General features: G+C 40.2%; 10 protein-coding genes. 3 read left to right on the plus strand and 7 right to left on the minus strand.

The genetic code is table 11. The features are described 5' to 3' along the window. Positions 1-525 precede the first annotated feature (525 nt). The 4 genes from BN1082_RS03775 to BN1082_RS03790 form a co-directional block, all read right to left on the minus strand. Complete coding sequence (locus tag BN1082_RS03775) at positions 526-1,509, minus strand: agmatinase family protein (RefSeq protein ID WP_090631048.1); 984 nt, start codon at positions 1,507-1,509, stop codon at positions 526-528. Continuing rightward, the gene (gene hutI, locus BN1082_RS03780; protein WP_090631051.1) at positions 1,481-2,779 is read right to left on the minus strand and encodes an imidazolonepropionase; all 1,299 of its coding nucleotides are present in this window, start codon (positions 2,777-2,779) and stop codon (positions 1,481-1,483) included. The genes BN1082_RS03775 and hutI overlap by 29 nt, the downstream gene beginning before the upstream one ends. A gap of 21 nt (positions 2,780-2,800) precedes the next feature. Next, positions 2,801-4,468 (minus strand): urocanate hydratase, encoded by a 1,668-nt coding sequence (hutU, locus tag BN1082_RS03785; protein ID WP_090631054.1) that lies wholly within the window; start codon positions 4,466-4,468, stop codon positions 2,801-2,803. A 192-nt stretch (positions 4,469-4,660) separates the two neighbouring features. Then, positions 4,661-6,142, minus strand: a complete 1,482-nt coding sequence (locus BN1082_RS03790; protein ID WP_090631057.1) for a helix-turn-helix domain-containing protein — start codon at positions 6,140-6,142, stop codon at positions 4,661-4,663. A 272-nt stretch (positions 6,143-6,414) separates the two neighbouring features. On the opposite strand from BN1082_RS03790, the gene BN1082_RS03795 reads away from it, so the two are divergent. From BN1082_RS03795 to BN1082_RS03805, 3 genes are all read left to right on the plus strand, one after another. Continuing rightward, complete coding sequence (locus BN1082_RS03795) at positions 6,415-7,728, plus strand: YheC/YheD family protein (RefSeq protein WP_090631061.1); 1,314 nt, start codon at positions 6,415-6,417, stop codon at positions 7,726-7,728. A 228-nt stretch (positions 7,729-7,956) separates the two neighbouring features. Continuing rightward, on the plus strand, positions 7,957-9,264 hold the full coding sequence (locus tag BN1082_RS03800; protein WP_090631064.1) for an alkaline phosphatase family protein: 1,308 nt from the start codon (positions 7,957-7,959) through the stop codon (positions 9,262-9,264). Between the two features lie 47 nt (positions 9,265-9,311). Then, on the plus strand, positions 9,312-10,601 hold the full coding sequence (locus tag BN1082_RS03805; RefSeq protein ID WP_090631067.1) for an MFS transporter: 1,290 nt from the start codon (positions 9,312-9,314) through the stop codon (positions 10,599-10,601). A 331-nt stretch (positions 10,602-10,932) separates the two neighbouring features. Here BN1082_RS03805 and copZ read toward each other — a convergent pair whose 3' ends face one another. The 3 genes from copZ to BN1082_RS03820 form a co-directional block, all read right to left on the minus strand. After that, positions 10,933-11,139 carry a copper chaperone CopZ gene (copZ, locus tag BN1082_RS03810; RefSeq protein WP_090631070.1) on the minus strand — a complete coding sequence of 69 codons (207 nt, stop codon included), beginning with the start codon at positions 11,137-11,139 and terminating at the stop codon, positions 10,933-10,935. A gap of 14 nt (positions 11,140-11,153) precedes the next feature. Next, a complete protein-coding gene (locus BN1082_RS03815; protein ID WP_090631073.1) occupies positions 11,154-11,498 on the minus strand; it encodes a metal-sensitive transcriptional regulator in 345 nt (114 codons plus the stop codon). A 207-nt stretch (positions 11,499-11,705) separates the two neighbouring features. Then, on the minus strand, positions 11,706-14,132 hold the full coding sequence (locus BN1082_RS03820; RefSeq protein WP_090631076.1) for a heavy metal translocating P-type ATPase: 2,427 nt from the start codon (positions 14,130-14,132) through the stop codon (positions 11,706-11,708). Positions 14,133-14,639 lie beyond the last annotated feature (507 nt).

Here is a 14,639-nt window from a genome sequence, read left to right on the forward strand (position 1 = left end):
ATTATTCTAAAAAGTGAACACACAAAAAAGAGAATTAGTTTTCATAATTAGTGTGTGATTACCAATTTTTCTCAAAAAATGTAGTAAGTAAACGAAAATACGTCGTAAGTCTCCAAAATTGGGTCGTAAATGCAAAAAAATATGTCGTTAGTTTTCAGAATTAGGGCGTTATTACCATTTAGTCCCAAAAAATTGTTGTAAGTTATCGAAAATACGTCGTAAGTCTCCAAAAATAGGTCGTAAATGCAAAAAAATGTGTCGTTAGTTTTAAGATTTAGGGCATTATTACCAATTAGTTCCAAAAAATGTTGTAAGTTATCGAAAATACGTCGTAAGTCTCCAAAATTGAGTCGTGAATGCAAAAAAATATGTCGTTAGTTTTAAGATTTAGGGCGTGAGTTACTTCTCACGTAATTGTGTTGTGGTGAAAATATACCAAATAGAACGATTTTCTTATTTTTTATGTACCAAAAAGTAGTGCCCCAAAAAGTTATACTTTTGGGACACATTCATCAATCAGTTTGCTTACCTTAGCATTACTCCTGATACAAACGTTAGAAAGACATGCGTGCCTAGCTTTACAGTAGGCTGGACTTGGTAATCCTTTAATGGGTCGAGACAAACGATGTCCATCGCTTTTACTTTTGGATGGCAACCTGCTGCTAGCACCCCGTCGAGTAGTTCTGCTGTTGTCATCCCGCCTGGGGTTGAAGCTGGTACCCCTGGGGCATGGGCAATATCAAGGCAATCCATATCAACGGTTAAATAGATTGTGTCCACTTTCGTAGAAAGCTCATCTAAACACTGATTGACCGTTTCTTCGATCCCTTTCTTACGCGCATTTGATAGTGTGATATAGTTGACGCCTTTTTCATCCGCGTATTGCTTTAAATCCTTGGTGTTAAAAAATCCATGTAACCCGATATTGTACATATCCGACCCCTTAACAACACCACTTTCAATAAGGTTTCGCATCGGTGTTCCGTTAGATGGACCGTTATCCGTTAAATCGCGGAGATCAAAATGGGTGTCAAACTGCAAGATTCCAATTCGTTCGTTTGGTTTCGCTTGATGCAGCCCTTTCACCATCATCGCTGTGATCGAATGATCCCCGCCAATAGCACAAACCTTAGCATTAAGAAAGGAGGTATGGAGAGCAGCAGACGCTTCAATGATGTTATCATGACATTTACGAATATCCGTAACATGCAAAGGAACATCTCCTACATCTATTGCACTAATATCTGCTAAATCGATATCATGGTCCAAATTATAGGTAGTGAAGCCCTTCCATGCACGCCTAAAGGCATCCGGGAATTCTGATGCGCCTGAAGCACTAATCGACGAACGTGATAGTGGTACACCGACAACTACAACTTCAGCATCTTTACTTTTTTCATAATCTGTGAGGGGCTCAATCCATTCATGAACCTTTGAAATCACTCCACCTTCTGGTCGTACCCACGTAAAGCTAGAAGGATTAATTTTTGGAAAAAGAAAGCTCTTCAACCAAATGACCTCCCCTGACCACTACCTGACCATTCTTCACAACTGTGTGTGTATGATTCACTCCATAGGAATATTGAAGCTTCATATAGTTTTCAACCTTAAAGATTGTTACATCTGCTTTTTTTCCAACCTCTAAGCTACCAATCTCACGACCACGATTAATCGCATGTGCCGCATTGATCGTTGCTGCTGTGATTACCTCTGCCGGTGTCATCCGCATTTTCAAGCAGCCAAGATTCATAATGAACGGTAAGGAAACAGTTGGTGATGAGCCTGGGTTGCAATCTGTCGACAATGCCACTGGTACGCCTAAATCAATCATCTTTCGGCCATTCGCCGATTCTGCCATTAAAAAGTAAGCTGTCCCTGGAAGCAATACGCCGACGACTCCTTTTTCAGCCATTGCTTTCATGCCTTTTTCCGATGCCTTTAACAAATGATCTGCCGAGATGGCTCCTACCTCTGCCGCAAGCTCCGCTCCTTCATATGGTTCAATTTCATCGGCGTGAATCTTAGGGGTTAGTCCATAACGTTTACCGGCTTCAAGAATCTGCCGGGATTGCTCTGGTGTAAAGACGCCTTTTTCACAAAAAACATCATTGAATTCCGCAAGGCCCATTTCCGCAACCTTTGGAATCATTTCCTCAATCAGCACCCGAACAAATTCATCCGGATTCTCCTTATACTCTTTTGGAACTGCATGCGCACCCATAAATGTCCTAACAACATCTACGACATGCTTTTCATTCAACTGGCGAGCGACTTCAAGCTGCTTTACTTCGGTATCCCAGTCCATCCCATAGCCACTTTTCGCTTCAACCGTAGTGACACCGTGGAGCAGGAATTGGTTTAACCGCTCATAGCTTTCTTGAAAAAGCTCTTCGTGGGTAGCTGCTTTCGTCTGCCGTGTCGTTGAGTGAATGCCGCCGCCTGTATTCATAATCTCCATATAGGTAGCACCTTGCAGGCGCATATTAAACTCCTGTTCACGACTGCCTCCAAAAACGAGATGGGTATGCGGATCAACAAGCCCTGGAGTGACAAGCTTTCCACTCGCATCAATGATTTCTGCATCTCCAAGCCGATCTTTATACATTAAAGCAAGCTCTTCATCTAATCCGACGGCCTGAATGACTCCATCTTCGAGCCAAATACTGCCATTTTCGATAATACCTAGCTCAGACATCGCCTCTTTTACAAGGGGAGCATTTGAGCTCCCTTGTAAAGTGACAAGCTGAGAGGCATTTCTGATAAAAATTGATTTACTCATTATTTTTCATCCCTCCGAAGCTTAGTCTTGTTGCAGCATTGGCATCTTAATGCCCTTTTCTTTCGCTGTCTTTATCGCTAACTCATAGCCGGCATCGGCATGACGGACAACTCCCATACCTGGGTCTGTTGTTAATACACGCTGCAAGCGTACTTCAGCATCTTTCGTTCCATCAGCAACAATTACCATCCCGGAGTGTTGGGAATACCCCATACCAACACCGCCGCCGTGGTGTAATGAAACCCAGCTAGCTCCGCCAACAGCATTAATCAATGCATTTAAAATCGGCCAGTCAGAAACTGCATCACTGCCGTCTCTCATTGCCTCTGTTTCACGGTTTGGTGACGCAACAGAACCTGCATCTAAGTGGTCACGGCCAATAACAATTGGCGCAGATACTTCACCGGAGGCTACCATGTCATTAATCACTTTGCCGAAACGAGCACGATCTCCGTATCCTAGCCAGCAAATACGTGCAGGAAGTCCTTGGAAAGCAATTTTTTCTTGAGCCATGCGCACCCATTTGCACAGATGCTCGTCATCTTTAAACTCACGAAGTAATGCTTCGTCAATTTTACGAATATCTTCCGGATCACCTGATAGTGCAGCCCAGCGGAAAGGTCCCTTTCCTTCGCAGAATAATGGACGGATGTAAGCTGGAACAAAACCAGGGAAATCAAAGGCATCTTCAACGCCTTCATCTTTTGCTACCTGACGAATATTGTTACCGTAGTCAAATGTTACAGCGCCTTTTTGCTGCATGGTAAGCATCGCTTTTACATGTGTAGCCATGCTTTGTTTTGATAACTTCACATATAGTTCCGGATCATCTTTTCTTAGTTTAGCAGCTTCTTCCAAAGTGTAACCAACAGGTACATATCCGTTTAGTGGATCATGTGCAGATGTTTGGTCTGTTAGGACATCTGGGTTAAAGCCTTTTTCAATCATCAATGGTAAAATTTCAGCTGCATTTCCTAATAAACCAATGGATAATGGTTTCCCCGCAACCTTTGCTTCATGAGCAATTTTTAGTGCTTCGTCAAGGTCTTTTGACTTAACATCAAGGTATTTTGTTTCAATCCGACGATCTATTCTCCATTCATCCACATCAATCGCGATACAAACCCCATCATTCATCGTTACGGATAGCGGCTGTGCGCCTCCCATTCCACCAAGTCCAGCCGTTAAGGTGATGGTATGCTTTAATGTACCGCCGAATTCTTGGCGAGCAAGCTCAGCAAAGGTCTCGTATGTTCCTTGGACAATTCCCTGGCTTCCGATGTAAATCCAGCTTCCGGCAGTCATTTGTCCGTACATGATTAATCCCTTTTTATCAAGCTCATGGAAATGCTCCCAATTAGCCCAAGCAGGAACTAGGTTTGAATTGGCAAGCAGAACGCGTGGGGCATCCTTATGAGATTTCCAAACAGCTACCGGTTTTCCAGATTGGATTAAAAGAGTTTCATTCTCTTCCAGCTCTAAAAGCGTTTTCACAATTGCGTCATAAGACTCCCAGTTCCGTGCAGCCTTGCCGATCCCACCGTAAACAACCAAATCCTCCGGTCTTTCCGCTACTTCTTGATCAAGATTATTCATCAGCATACGAAGTGCCGCTTCTTGAATCCAGCCCTTTGCATGTAATTGAGTACCCTTATAATTTTTTACAACCCTAGATGTTTTTGCTTCCACCTAACTCACTCCTTAAAATGTTTTTCTGTTTTTATTTTAAAATTAAAATCTTCAGAAAAATACGAAGAAAAAATTAGATGTAAGATAAAATTTATTTGGATAGTTCGATTTTTTTAGAATGATATTCGATAAAACTAAATTATTTTTGGAAAAACTACATTTTCTTTTGATTGTAATAAAACAGACTTAGTCTTATGACTGAGTCTGTAGATGGGCGCGAAACTCCCTAGGTGACATCCCGGTTATTTCTTTAAAACTCTTACTAAAATAATTGGAATTGTGATAGCCGACGAGTACCGCAATTTCCTTGATTGGTTTGTTAGTTTCGAATAACAGACGCTTTGCTTCCTTCATTCGGATACCAACTAGAACTTCCGTAAAACCTTTTCCTATTTTTGAAAAGAATAGATGACTGAGATAGGAAGGATTACGATCAACATATTGGGCAACGTCTTCCAACCTGAGATTATTTTTTGAAAAATTACCCTCCATATAGGAGATTCCACGCTCTATTGGATCTTGTTTAAATTTTTTTGAACTCGCTTCGGCCGCTTGAAAGATTTTTTGAATAAACAAAATAAGATTTTGCACAGTTCGGTAAAGAACCGTATCATATAAGATCGAATTAAAAATATAGCGGTACTCCTTTTCAATCGCTATTTCTTCATTTAAATTAAAGGTTTTCATAAACCTTCTTATTTGCGCGAGTATACTTGTTAACCGAATTCTGATTAATCCCGGGTCAGGATAGGGATCATGCAACTGGAGAAATTCGTCGTATAGCCATTTTTTAATTTTTTCTAAATCAAAATTGGCCAGCATGTCGATCCAGATCCGCTGCTCCGGAGGGTCTAAAAAGGGATCGATATGGTTCCAGTCTTTCTGGTACTGGAATTCCACTAATTGCCGATAGCCCTTATAATAAGTAAACTCTAGCATTTTCTTGGTTTCCAAATATTTTTCGTGAAGTTGTAGCTTTCCTTTATGGGCAACAATAGCCAGCGGCTCCGAAAATTCCTCTTCCCATTTACGCATCGCTTTTTGGCATTGTTCGGTGATATTTATACAGTTTTCCTTGAAGATTAGAACTACCATGTCACTCAAAGCAAAAACACCGTTCAGGTCTTTAAATGGATATTCTGAAAGAAACGAATAAAGCAGACTTATCGTTCCTGTACTCTCGGTTTTAAAGGCGGCTAATAGGTAGTCTTCCGTTTCATTAGGCTGTGATAGAAATAAAGATTCATAGGCAATGTCTTTAAATCGGGATTGATAATGGATTCTTTGGGCGCCGGTATGCACTCCAACCTTTCGAGAAGCTTTTTGCAGGGCTTCTTTAACCTTTGTTGTCGAAAACGGCTTAATCATTAGATCCAACGCCTGAACATCGATCGCAAGCCGGGCCTTTTCAAAGGTTGCCTCAGCACTCGTTAAAAGTAGAATCGGGGCAAATATTTGCATCCGTTCCCGAAAAGATGACCAATCATCCCCACTAATCATATCGAGCTCCATCAAGACCACATCAGGCGCCTCCTGCTCAAACAACAAAAGAAACTCCTGATAATTCGAAGCCAAAAAAATGCTAGTAACCGGAATCGAAGACGACTTCAACAACCACTTCAACCCTTCCCTCTCATTCAAATCCCGATCCGCTATCAACCATTTCCCTTCCATTATTACCACCCCCTTGGTTGGTGTCCTTTTTTAGGTGTCAGGCACCACTCGTGGACATTTGTACGTCACCAGTGGACACTCTTGCTGTAAATATGTAATTTTATCATAAAAGATATAGTGTTAAGAGTAAATAGCAGCCTCGAAAGAACATAGAAATTGTCTAATCTTGCGCTTTCCTGAGAAATATTTGACCCATTAATTATTTCCCCCAAACAATATCGAAAATTATTCATAAAATAGCTTAACCTAAAAAATTGATTAGGGGGCTTGAAATGGAGATTAAGATCATGTTTACCAATGAAATAACCAGGGAAGGGTGTTTAAGCCTCCATCCACGGATGGCAAAAACGCTTGGAATTGTCCATCCAACAGAAAGATTGATTAAATTTGGAAATCTGACCTCTATGGCGAAGATCTATCCATCTTCTTATCTACAATTAAATGAGGCAGGTATTTCTGGCGATTTAATGGACAAGTTAAGCCTACCATCAGGTTGTCGCTTAGAAGTCCAGAAAACAAAAAATGAAATTCAAATCGGTCCCTTCATTGGGATCCTTGCAGGTTATAATAAAAAATCAATTAACCAAAAGCTGATTGACCTAGATGACTACTTACTTCATTATCGCGATATTAAAGGAGCGATATTCGTTTTTTGTATTGAAAATATCGATAAAGTCAACCATACCCTTACTGGCTACATGTATAATCCACGCTCAAAAAGTTGGGAGGAGGGGACCTACCCTTATCCATCGTCTATTATTGTCATGACCGGATCGGTAAGCAACAAATGGATTCAACATTTTCAATCTGTCATTGGCGATAATGTTTATAATAATTTTGATTTGAATCGCTGGAAAATGTATCAGAGATTGGTTGATTCTATTGAAATCAAACATTATTTGCCCTCTTCCTTAATCTACGAAAATCCCGAGCAACTATTTTCATTTTTGAAAAAGAATCCCTTTGCTGTTGTCAAATCGATTTATATGACAAAAAGCTCAACTGCCTTTACGTTTTCAAGAGAGGGCTTTTACATCGTCGCCAAAAATATGAAAAATGGAAAAACAACTAAAATAAATTGTGTTAAAAAAGACCAATCCTATGAATTTTTTTCCAAACATTTTAAGGAAGGTAAATTCATCATCCAGGAATTTCTCAATGTAAACATAATTCAAGCCATTCATCTACAGGCACACCTTGTTAAAAATCAAGATGGTGAATGGGAGAGTGCTGGAATTTTCGGAAAACAGGCAACTTTATCCGAAAAACATTCCCCTATCTTTAAAATAGACAAGGATACTTTAAAAAATGGGTTAAAGTTTAGTGATCTGATATCCGAGATGATTCTTAATGAGATTTTGCATATTGCACTCGACGTTGTGAAGGTAATCGAGAAGTCCGGTGACCATTTTGCGACCGCCTCCATCAATATGATGGTTGACGAAAGAGGAAGAATTCAGGTATATGATATCCATCACTGTAACCCCTCTTACGAAATCGCACTGATCGCTGGCTATCCCGAACTTTATTATAATGCATTAAAAACAAACATGCTCTACGCAAAAAAGCTTGCCGGATTCTATTAAGAAAGTGTCGAAATTGCTGTCAAAAGTTGTGACCTAAAATTGGTGTCAGGCACCACTCGTGGAAATTTGTACGCCTGGGGTGGACAGTTTTTGGTGCCTGAAAACAAATGTGGACACCCAATTGGTAATTTTCTTAAGATTACGTAAATATTATTGTCTACTTCTTCCATTTCGTTTTTCTTATAGTACAATTGGATTATTGAGAGACCAATTACTGGAGGTCCATACATGAATCGTCTTACAGACCACTTGATCATCATTTCGTTCGATTGTCTATCATCCTCAGATTTTCCAATAATAGAGACCTTGCCCCATTTTCAAACAATCCTGCAAAATGGTGCCCTTGTCCGAAATGTCGAAAGCATTTATCCGTCTGTTACTTACCCTTGTCATGCTACCATTGTGACAGGAAATTTCCCTAATCGGCACGGAGTCATCAATAATACCCACTTGCAACCCGGAAGATCTTCTCCTGACTGGCATTGGTTTCGCGACTCAATTCAAGGAACGACTCTTTATGATGAAGCAAAAAAAGCCAATATGACAACAGCGGCACTTCTTTGGCCTGTTACCGGCAGGGCAAAGATCGATTATAATATGCCTGAAATTTTTGCAAACCGTCCGTGGCAAAATCAAATTCTCGTCTCCCTGTTGAGCGGAAGTCCACGCTATCAATGGGAGTTACATAAAAAGTTTGGACATATCCGTAACGGACTTAGTCAGCCTGAGCTCGATGACTTTGTCTTGGAATCCACTGTCCATACGATCAAAACAAAGAAACCTAATCTATTGCTCGTGCACTTTACCGATTTGGATACCCAGCGGCATTTTCACGGATTTTCTTCGATAGAAGCAACCGATGCCATCTTGCGCCACAATTTTCGACTAGGAAGAATTATCGAGGCTTTACAAGAATGTTCTATTTATGAAAAATCAACGATCGTCGTCTTGGGCGACCACAGTGCACTCGATGAAACGAAAGCCATAAATCCAAATGTTCTCTTGCGCAAGCAGAAGCTAATTAAAACAAACAACAAAGGAAAAATCGTGAATTGGCACGCCTATTGTAAAAGCTGCGATGGCTCTGCATATATTTATGTAAAAAATGATCACGATGAAGAATCTATAAATAAAGTTGCTAATCTTGTAAATTCATTGCTTCAAGATCCCAATTCCGGAATTGAAAAGGTATTAACTGGAGCAGAAGCCTCTGAAAAAGGAGCTGACGGTAATTGCGCCTTTATGCTTGAAGCCAAAAAAGGCTATTACTTTTTAGAGGATTATTTGGGGGAATATTGTAAAACCATAACGGAAAATGATGTAACCTCAGATAAGAAATTTACCCTCGCAACCCATGGTTACTCACCTGAAAAAGAAAACTACCATACTATTTTGATGGCTTCAGGCAAGGGAATACTACCAGGTACCCACCCATCCATCCGCCTTGTTGATGAAGGACCAACGTTTGCAAGACTGCTAGGATTAAGTCTCGGTAATACCGATGGAAGAATAATCGAGGAATTATTAGCGCTTTAATATGATAGGCATCATTAATGAAAGTCTCGTAAAAAAGGGGGAAAAGCATGAAAAAATTGTCGAAGCAAGAAAATAGCTGGGTTTTTTATGATTGGGCAAACTCTGCTTACTCTATTTTAATCACTACAGCCGTCTTTCCATTGTATTTTAAAGCCTCAGCAAATGCCGCAGGACTTGCAGCAACAACATCTACGGCTTATTGGGGTTATGCGAATTCCTTCGCCACCCTCCTCGTTTCCATTTGCGCACCGATTTTAGGGACGATTGGTGATTACAAAGGCTTTAAAAAACGTTTTTTCACCTTTTTCTTTGCTCTAGGGATTGTATTTACCTTTTTGTTAGCGATTGTGCCCAATCAGCAATGGCTTCTACTATTAATCTGTTATATGGCCACTGTCATAGGCTTTGCCGGGGCAAATATTTTCTACGATGCCTTCCTCGTTGATGTTACGTCAGAAGAAAGAATGAACCGAATATCATCACACGGTTTTGCGATGGGCTATATTGGCAGTACCATTCCTTTTGTCATAAGTATTGCTCTTATTATTTTGTCTCAGCAGCATATCATTCCATTATCAGTATCTGCAGCAAGCCAGGCTGCGTTTGCGATTACCGCTCTCTGGTGGGGATTGTTCACCATCCCAATGCTTAAAAATGTCGAGCAAAAATACTATGTTGAACATGTACCAAATCCAGTTTCCTCCAGTTTTAAACGGATGTTCCAAACTATTAAACACATTAAAGCATACCGAGCGTTATTTCTTTTTCTGCTGGCATATTTCTTTTATATCGACGGTGTAGATACTGTTATTTCAATGTCTACTGTCTATGGAACCGACCTTGGAATCAGTTCAACGAACTTGCTGATCATCTTGTTTGCAACCCAAGTTGTGGCTGCACCTTTCGCGATGATCTACGGCAAACTGGCGGAAAAATTTAATAGTAAAACAATGCTCTTAGTTGGAATTGGTATATATATAGTCATTTGCTCCTATGCCTATTTTTTAAAAACTACCTTCGATTTCTGGATTCTTGCCATGCTAGTAGCATCATCCCAAGGCGGTATTCAGGCATTAAGCCGTGCTTATTTTGCAAGACTTGTCCCGAAAGAAAATTCGAATGAATTCTTTGGTTTTTATAATATCTTTTATAAATTTGCCGCCATCCTCGGTCCATTATTGGTCGGCGTTACTGCCCAAATCACTCACAATACAAATAGCGGCGTATTTAGTCTAATCATTTTGTTCATCATTGGGGGCGTCATCCTGCTCCGCGTACCTGAAACTAACACCCCATTACAAACATTTAAAAAAGAGGATGTCCAAGGCAAAATGTAAGACCTCTCTTTTATTAATTTGTAAGTTAACTAAAAATGCACTCAGTAAAATTATACTGAGTGCAAACCACTTTATCCCGCATTAACGGGCAGTAAAAGCCCCAACCTCAAGATTGAGAGAAACGAAGAAGATAGGTGGGGGATAACTTCCCGTAAAAGCCCAATTGGTGAGATACAGTGAAACTTGCCGCTGCGTCCTTCAGCGGCCTAGTTGAACCAATCGGGTTCGTACTATCTCTTTATCAAGGCGTTAGCCTTGATATTAGAGATAGTAGAACGGGACTAACCATCAGTAGGGGGATGAAAGAGCCTCCACTGATGGAAGTTTCACTTTATTCTACATCATAGCCTTGATCATCAATGGTTTCTTTAATCGTCTCGAGTGACATAATTGTCGGGTCAAATTCAACATCCACTAATCCTTTATCTAGCTTGACTGACACTTTTTTTACTCCTTGAAGTTGTCCGACACTGCCCTCAACTGCTTTCACACAATGTTGGCAAGACATCCCTTTTACATTTAATGTAATATTTTCCATGATCTATTCCCCCATTATTTTTTCATTAATTTTTGAATGGTAATAAGAATTTCATCTAATACTTCCATATCGCCTTCTTGGATTCTTTCAACAACACAGCTTTTCATATGTCCTTCGAGCAAGATTTTTGCCACACTATTTAGCGCCGATTGCGTGGCAGAAATTTGCGTGATGACATCATCACAATACGTATCTTTTTCAATTAATCCTTTTATTCCGCGGATCTGTCCTTCAATCCGGTTTAGTCTTGTAATTAAATTGTTTTTCACCTTATCGGAATGATGGCTTTTGCGGCTGTTGCCTCCATCGGAATGGCATGAAACCTCGACTGCTTCTTCCTTTGAGTCGTCAAACGACATGCATGGACCGCCTCCTTTTTATTGCTATTATAGCATACCCAGGTATTGTAACTCGATATGTGCCAGATATGATTTTATTATCATTTTCTCTTATTTTTCTTGCTCACTATTTCATAAAGAAAAAATCATAAAAGGTATAGCCACCCATCACGACGAACAAATAGAGGATGGCTCCTATGGCCCATTTTTTCATCACCAGCGCCTCCCTTACTGATTATGAAGCTTGACTCTTTGAAGTCTGAGTGCATTTAACACTACCGATACAGAGCTAAATGCCATTGCCGCCCCTGCAAGCCATGGGGCGAGAAAACCTAATGCAGCAACCGGAATTCCTAATGCATTGTAGCCAAATGCCCAGAATAAATTTTGTTTAATATTATGAATTGTCTTCTTACTCATCACCACCGCATCGGCGATACTGTTTAAATCGCCTCTCATCAGCGTTATATCTGCTGCTTCCATCGCTACATCTGTACCTGTCCCGATTGCCATGCCAATATCGGCGACCGCAAGTGCAGGTGCATCATTTATTCCATCACCAACCATTGCCACTCGTTTTCCTTCAAGCTGCAGCTTTTTCACTTCATCTGCTTTTCCTTCTGGTAAAACTTCAGCAATGAAGACATTAACTCCCACTTCGTCTGCGATGGCATGAGCGGTCCTAGTGTTGTCACCTGTTATCATGATGACTTCAAGACCCATCTCTTTTAATTTCTTAATGGCCGCCTTCGATGTTTCTTTTACGGTATCCGCCACAGCTACGATTCCAGCGAAAACGCCATCAATCGCAACGAGCATAGCCGTTTTCCCATTTTCTTCAAGTGCCACCATTTTCTCTTCGGAAAAATCAAATGGAACTTGAAATTTTCTCATTAATTTTCGTGTTCCAATTAAAACAACTTTCCCGTTGACGGTTGCTCTAATACCATATCCAGGTATGGCTTCAAAACCAAAAACATCTACTAATCTATAGCCTTTTTGTTGTATACCAGCTACAATCGCTTCAGCAAGCGGGTGCTCAGATTGTTTTTCAGCAGAACCAACCATTTGTAAAAATTCATCTTTCGAAAAATTTCCTTCAACGATTACATCCGTTAACACCGGTTTACCATTTGTAACTGTACCGGTTTTATCTAGAAGGATCGTGGTAATTCGATGGGTCACTTCAAGATGTTCTCCGCCTTTAAACAAAATTCCATATTCAGCTGCACGACCTGACCCAGCCATAATCGATGTAGGTGTTGCCAATCCAAGAGCACAAGGACAAGCGATGACGAGAACAGCAATCATTTTTTCCAAAGCTCCTGCAAACTCTCCTGGGCTGACCCAAAAATACCAGATCAAAAAAGTGACCACGGCTATTCCAACGACAATTGGTACGAATATTCCAGATATTTGATCAGCCAATCTTTGAATGGGCGCCTTAGAGCCTTGCGCTTCTTCGACTACTTTTATGATTTGCGCTAAAGCTGTATCCTTGCCGACTTTTGTGGCTTTGATTTTTAAAAAACCATTCTTATTGATGGTGGCACCAATTACAGGTTCCCCAAGTGACTTATCAACCGGTACACTCTCACCTGTTATCATTGATTCATCCAGTGCTGAACGTCCTTCGATTATTTCACCGTCCACCGGCACCTTTTCTCCTGGCTTCACCAGTAGTATATCCCCGACAACCACTTCCTCTAACGGCACTTCCACCTCTATTCCAGCCCTTAAAACCGTTGCTGTTTTGGCCTGAAGCCCCATTAATTTCTTGATGGCGTCAGAGGAACGGCCCTTAGCACGGGCTTCAAATAATTTTCCTAAAATGATCAAGGTGATCAGGACAGCACTTGTTTCAAAGTAGAGATTAACGGTGTGATGTCCAGATCCGATAGAGGCAATTGTCAAATACAAGCTGTAAAAATAAGCAGCTGACGTACCAAGCGCTACTAATACGTCCATATTGGCGCTACCATTTCGTAGGGCTTTGTATGCGCCAACATAAAACTGTTTTCCAACCACAAATTGAACCGGTGTGGCCAGAGCCAGCTGCACCCATGGATTCATGAACATTTCAGGCAAATAGATAAAAGATGTAAAGGCAAAATGGCTGACCATTGCCCATAATAATGGAATGGATAAGATTAATGAAAAAACAAATTTACCTTTTTGTTTTTCTATTTCCCTTTCCTTGTAATTAGCATGATCCTCTAAAAAATCTTGCTTCATCTTTGCCTGATAGCCTATCTTTTCAACCTGTTTAACCATATCCTGAACCGTAACTTGTGTTGGAACGTATTCTATATTCGCTGTTTCAAGTGCCAGGTTAACAAAAGCTTGATTGACTCCGTCCAGTTTCTTAAGACCTTTTTCGATACGGGCGGCACATGCTGCACACGTCATCCCTATTATGGAAAGTTCTACTTTCTCTGATTGAATATCATATCCAAGGTCCTTTATCTTTTTAATAAAATTTTCAACATCTGTTTCTTCAGGATTATATTGGACTGTAGCTTTTTCAAGAGCTAAGTTTACATTCGCTGCTTGAACACCTCCCATCTTTTTCAACCCTTTTTCAATTCGAGCTGAACATGCCGCGCAGGTCATCCCTGTAATTGGCAATTGTACTTCTTTTGTAAAAGAGCTCATCATTCTCCCCCACTTCACAAACAATCTCTTGATAAGATATCTTATACTTTATATACTATACCCCTCTATGGTATATTGTCAAAGGAAAATAAAAATTTTTTAAAAAAAAGGCTCTGTTAAAGGTCATTTATAAATTTTTACTAAAACCGACCATGGTTATTCGGTAAACGGGACATATATTTGTAAAATGGCACATATATTTGTAAAACAACACATATAAATCAAAAATGGCACATATCCGTTTTTTTCTAGGTGGATATCCAAAAAAGAACTTCGGAATTATATTTGGAGCTCTTTTCAATGGTAAAAATGGGTGCTCGGGATCAAATGGCACATATATTCGAAAAACGGCACATATAATCCTAAAATGACACATATATTTGTAAATCGGCACATATAAATCAAAAATGGCACATATCCGTTTTTTCTAGGTGAAAATCCAAAAAATGAGCTTCGAAGTTTATTTTCGAAGCTCTTTTCTATGGTAAAAATGGGTGCTCGGGATCA

It is taken from the genome of Neobacillus massiliamazoniensis, assembly GCF_001048695.1.
Lineage (GTDB): Bacteria > Bacillota > Bacilli > Bacillales > Cytobacillaceae > Neobacillus > Neobacillus massiliamazoniensis.

Excerpts from the sequence above, each read along its gene's own strand:
- hutI (WP_090631051.1), bottom strand. The coding sequence starts at position 2,779 with ATGAGTAAATCAATTTTTATCAGAAATGCCTCTCAGCTTGTCACTTTA.
- BN1082_RS03790 (WP_090631057.1), bottom strand. The coding sequence starts at position 6,142 with ATGGAAGGGAAATGGTTGATAGCGGATCGGGATTTGAATGAGAGGGAA.
- BN1082_RS03795 (WP_090631061.1), top strand. The coding sequence starts at position 6,415 with ATGGAGATTAAGATCATGTTTACCAATGAAATAACCAGGGAAGGGTGT.
- BN1082_RS03800 (WP_090631064.1), top strand. The coding sequence starts at position 7,957 with ATGAATCGTCTTACAGACCACTTGATCATCATTTCGTTCGATTGTCTA.
- BN1082_RS03805 (WP_090631067.1), top strand. The coding sequence starts at position 9,312 with ATGAAAAAATTGTCGAAGCAAGAAAATAGCTGGGTTTTTTATGATTGG.
- copZ (WP_090631070.1), bottom strand. The coding sequence starts at position 11,139 with ATGGAAAATATTACATTAAATGTAAAAGGGATGTCTTGCCAACATTGT.
- BN1082_RS03815 (WP_090631073.1), bottom strand. The coding sequence starts at position 11,498 with ATGTCGTTTGACGACTCAAAGGAAGAAGCAGTCGAGGTTTCATGCCAT.
- BN1082_RS03820 (WP_090631076.1), bottom strand. The coding sequence starts at position 14,132 with ATGAGCTCTTTTACAAAAGAAGTACAATTGCCAATTACAGGGATGACC.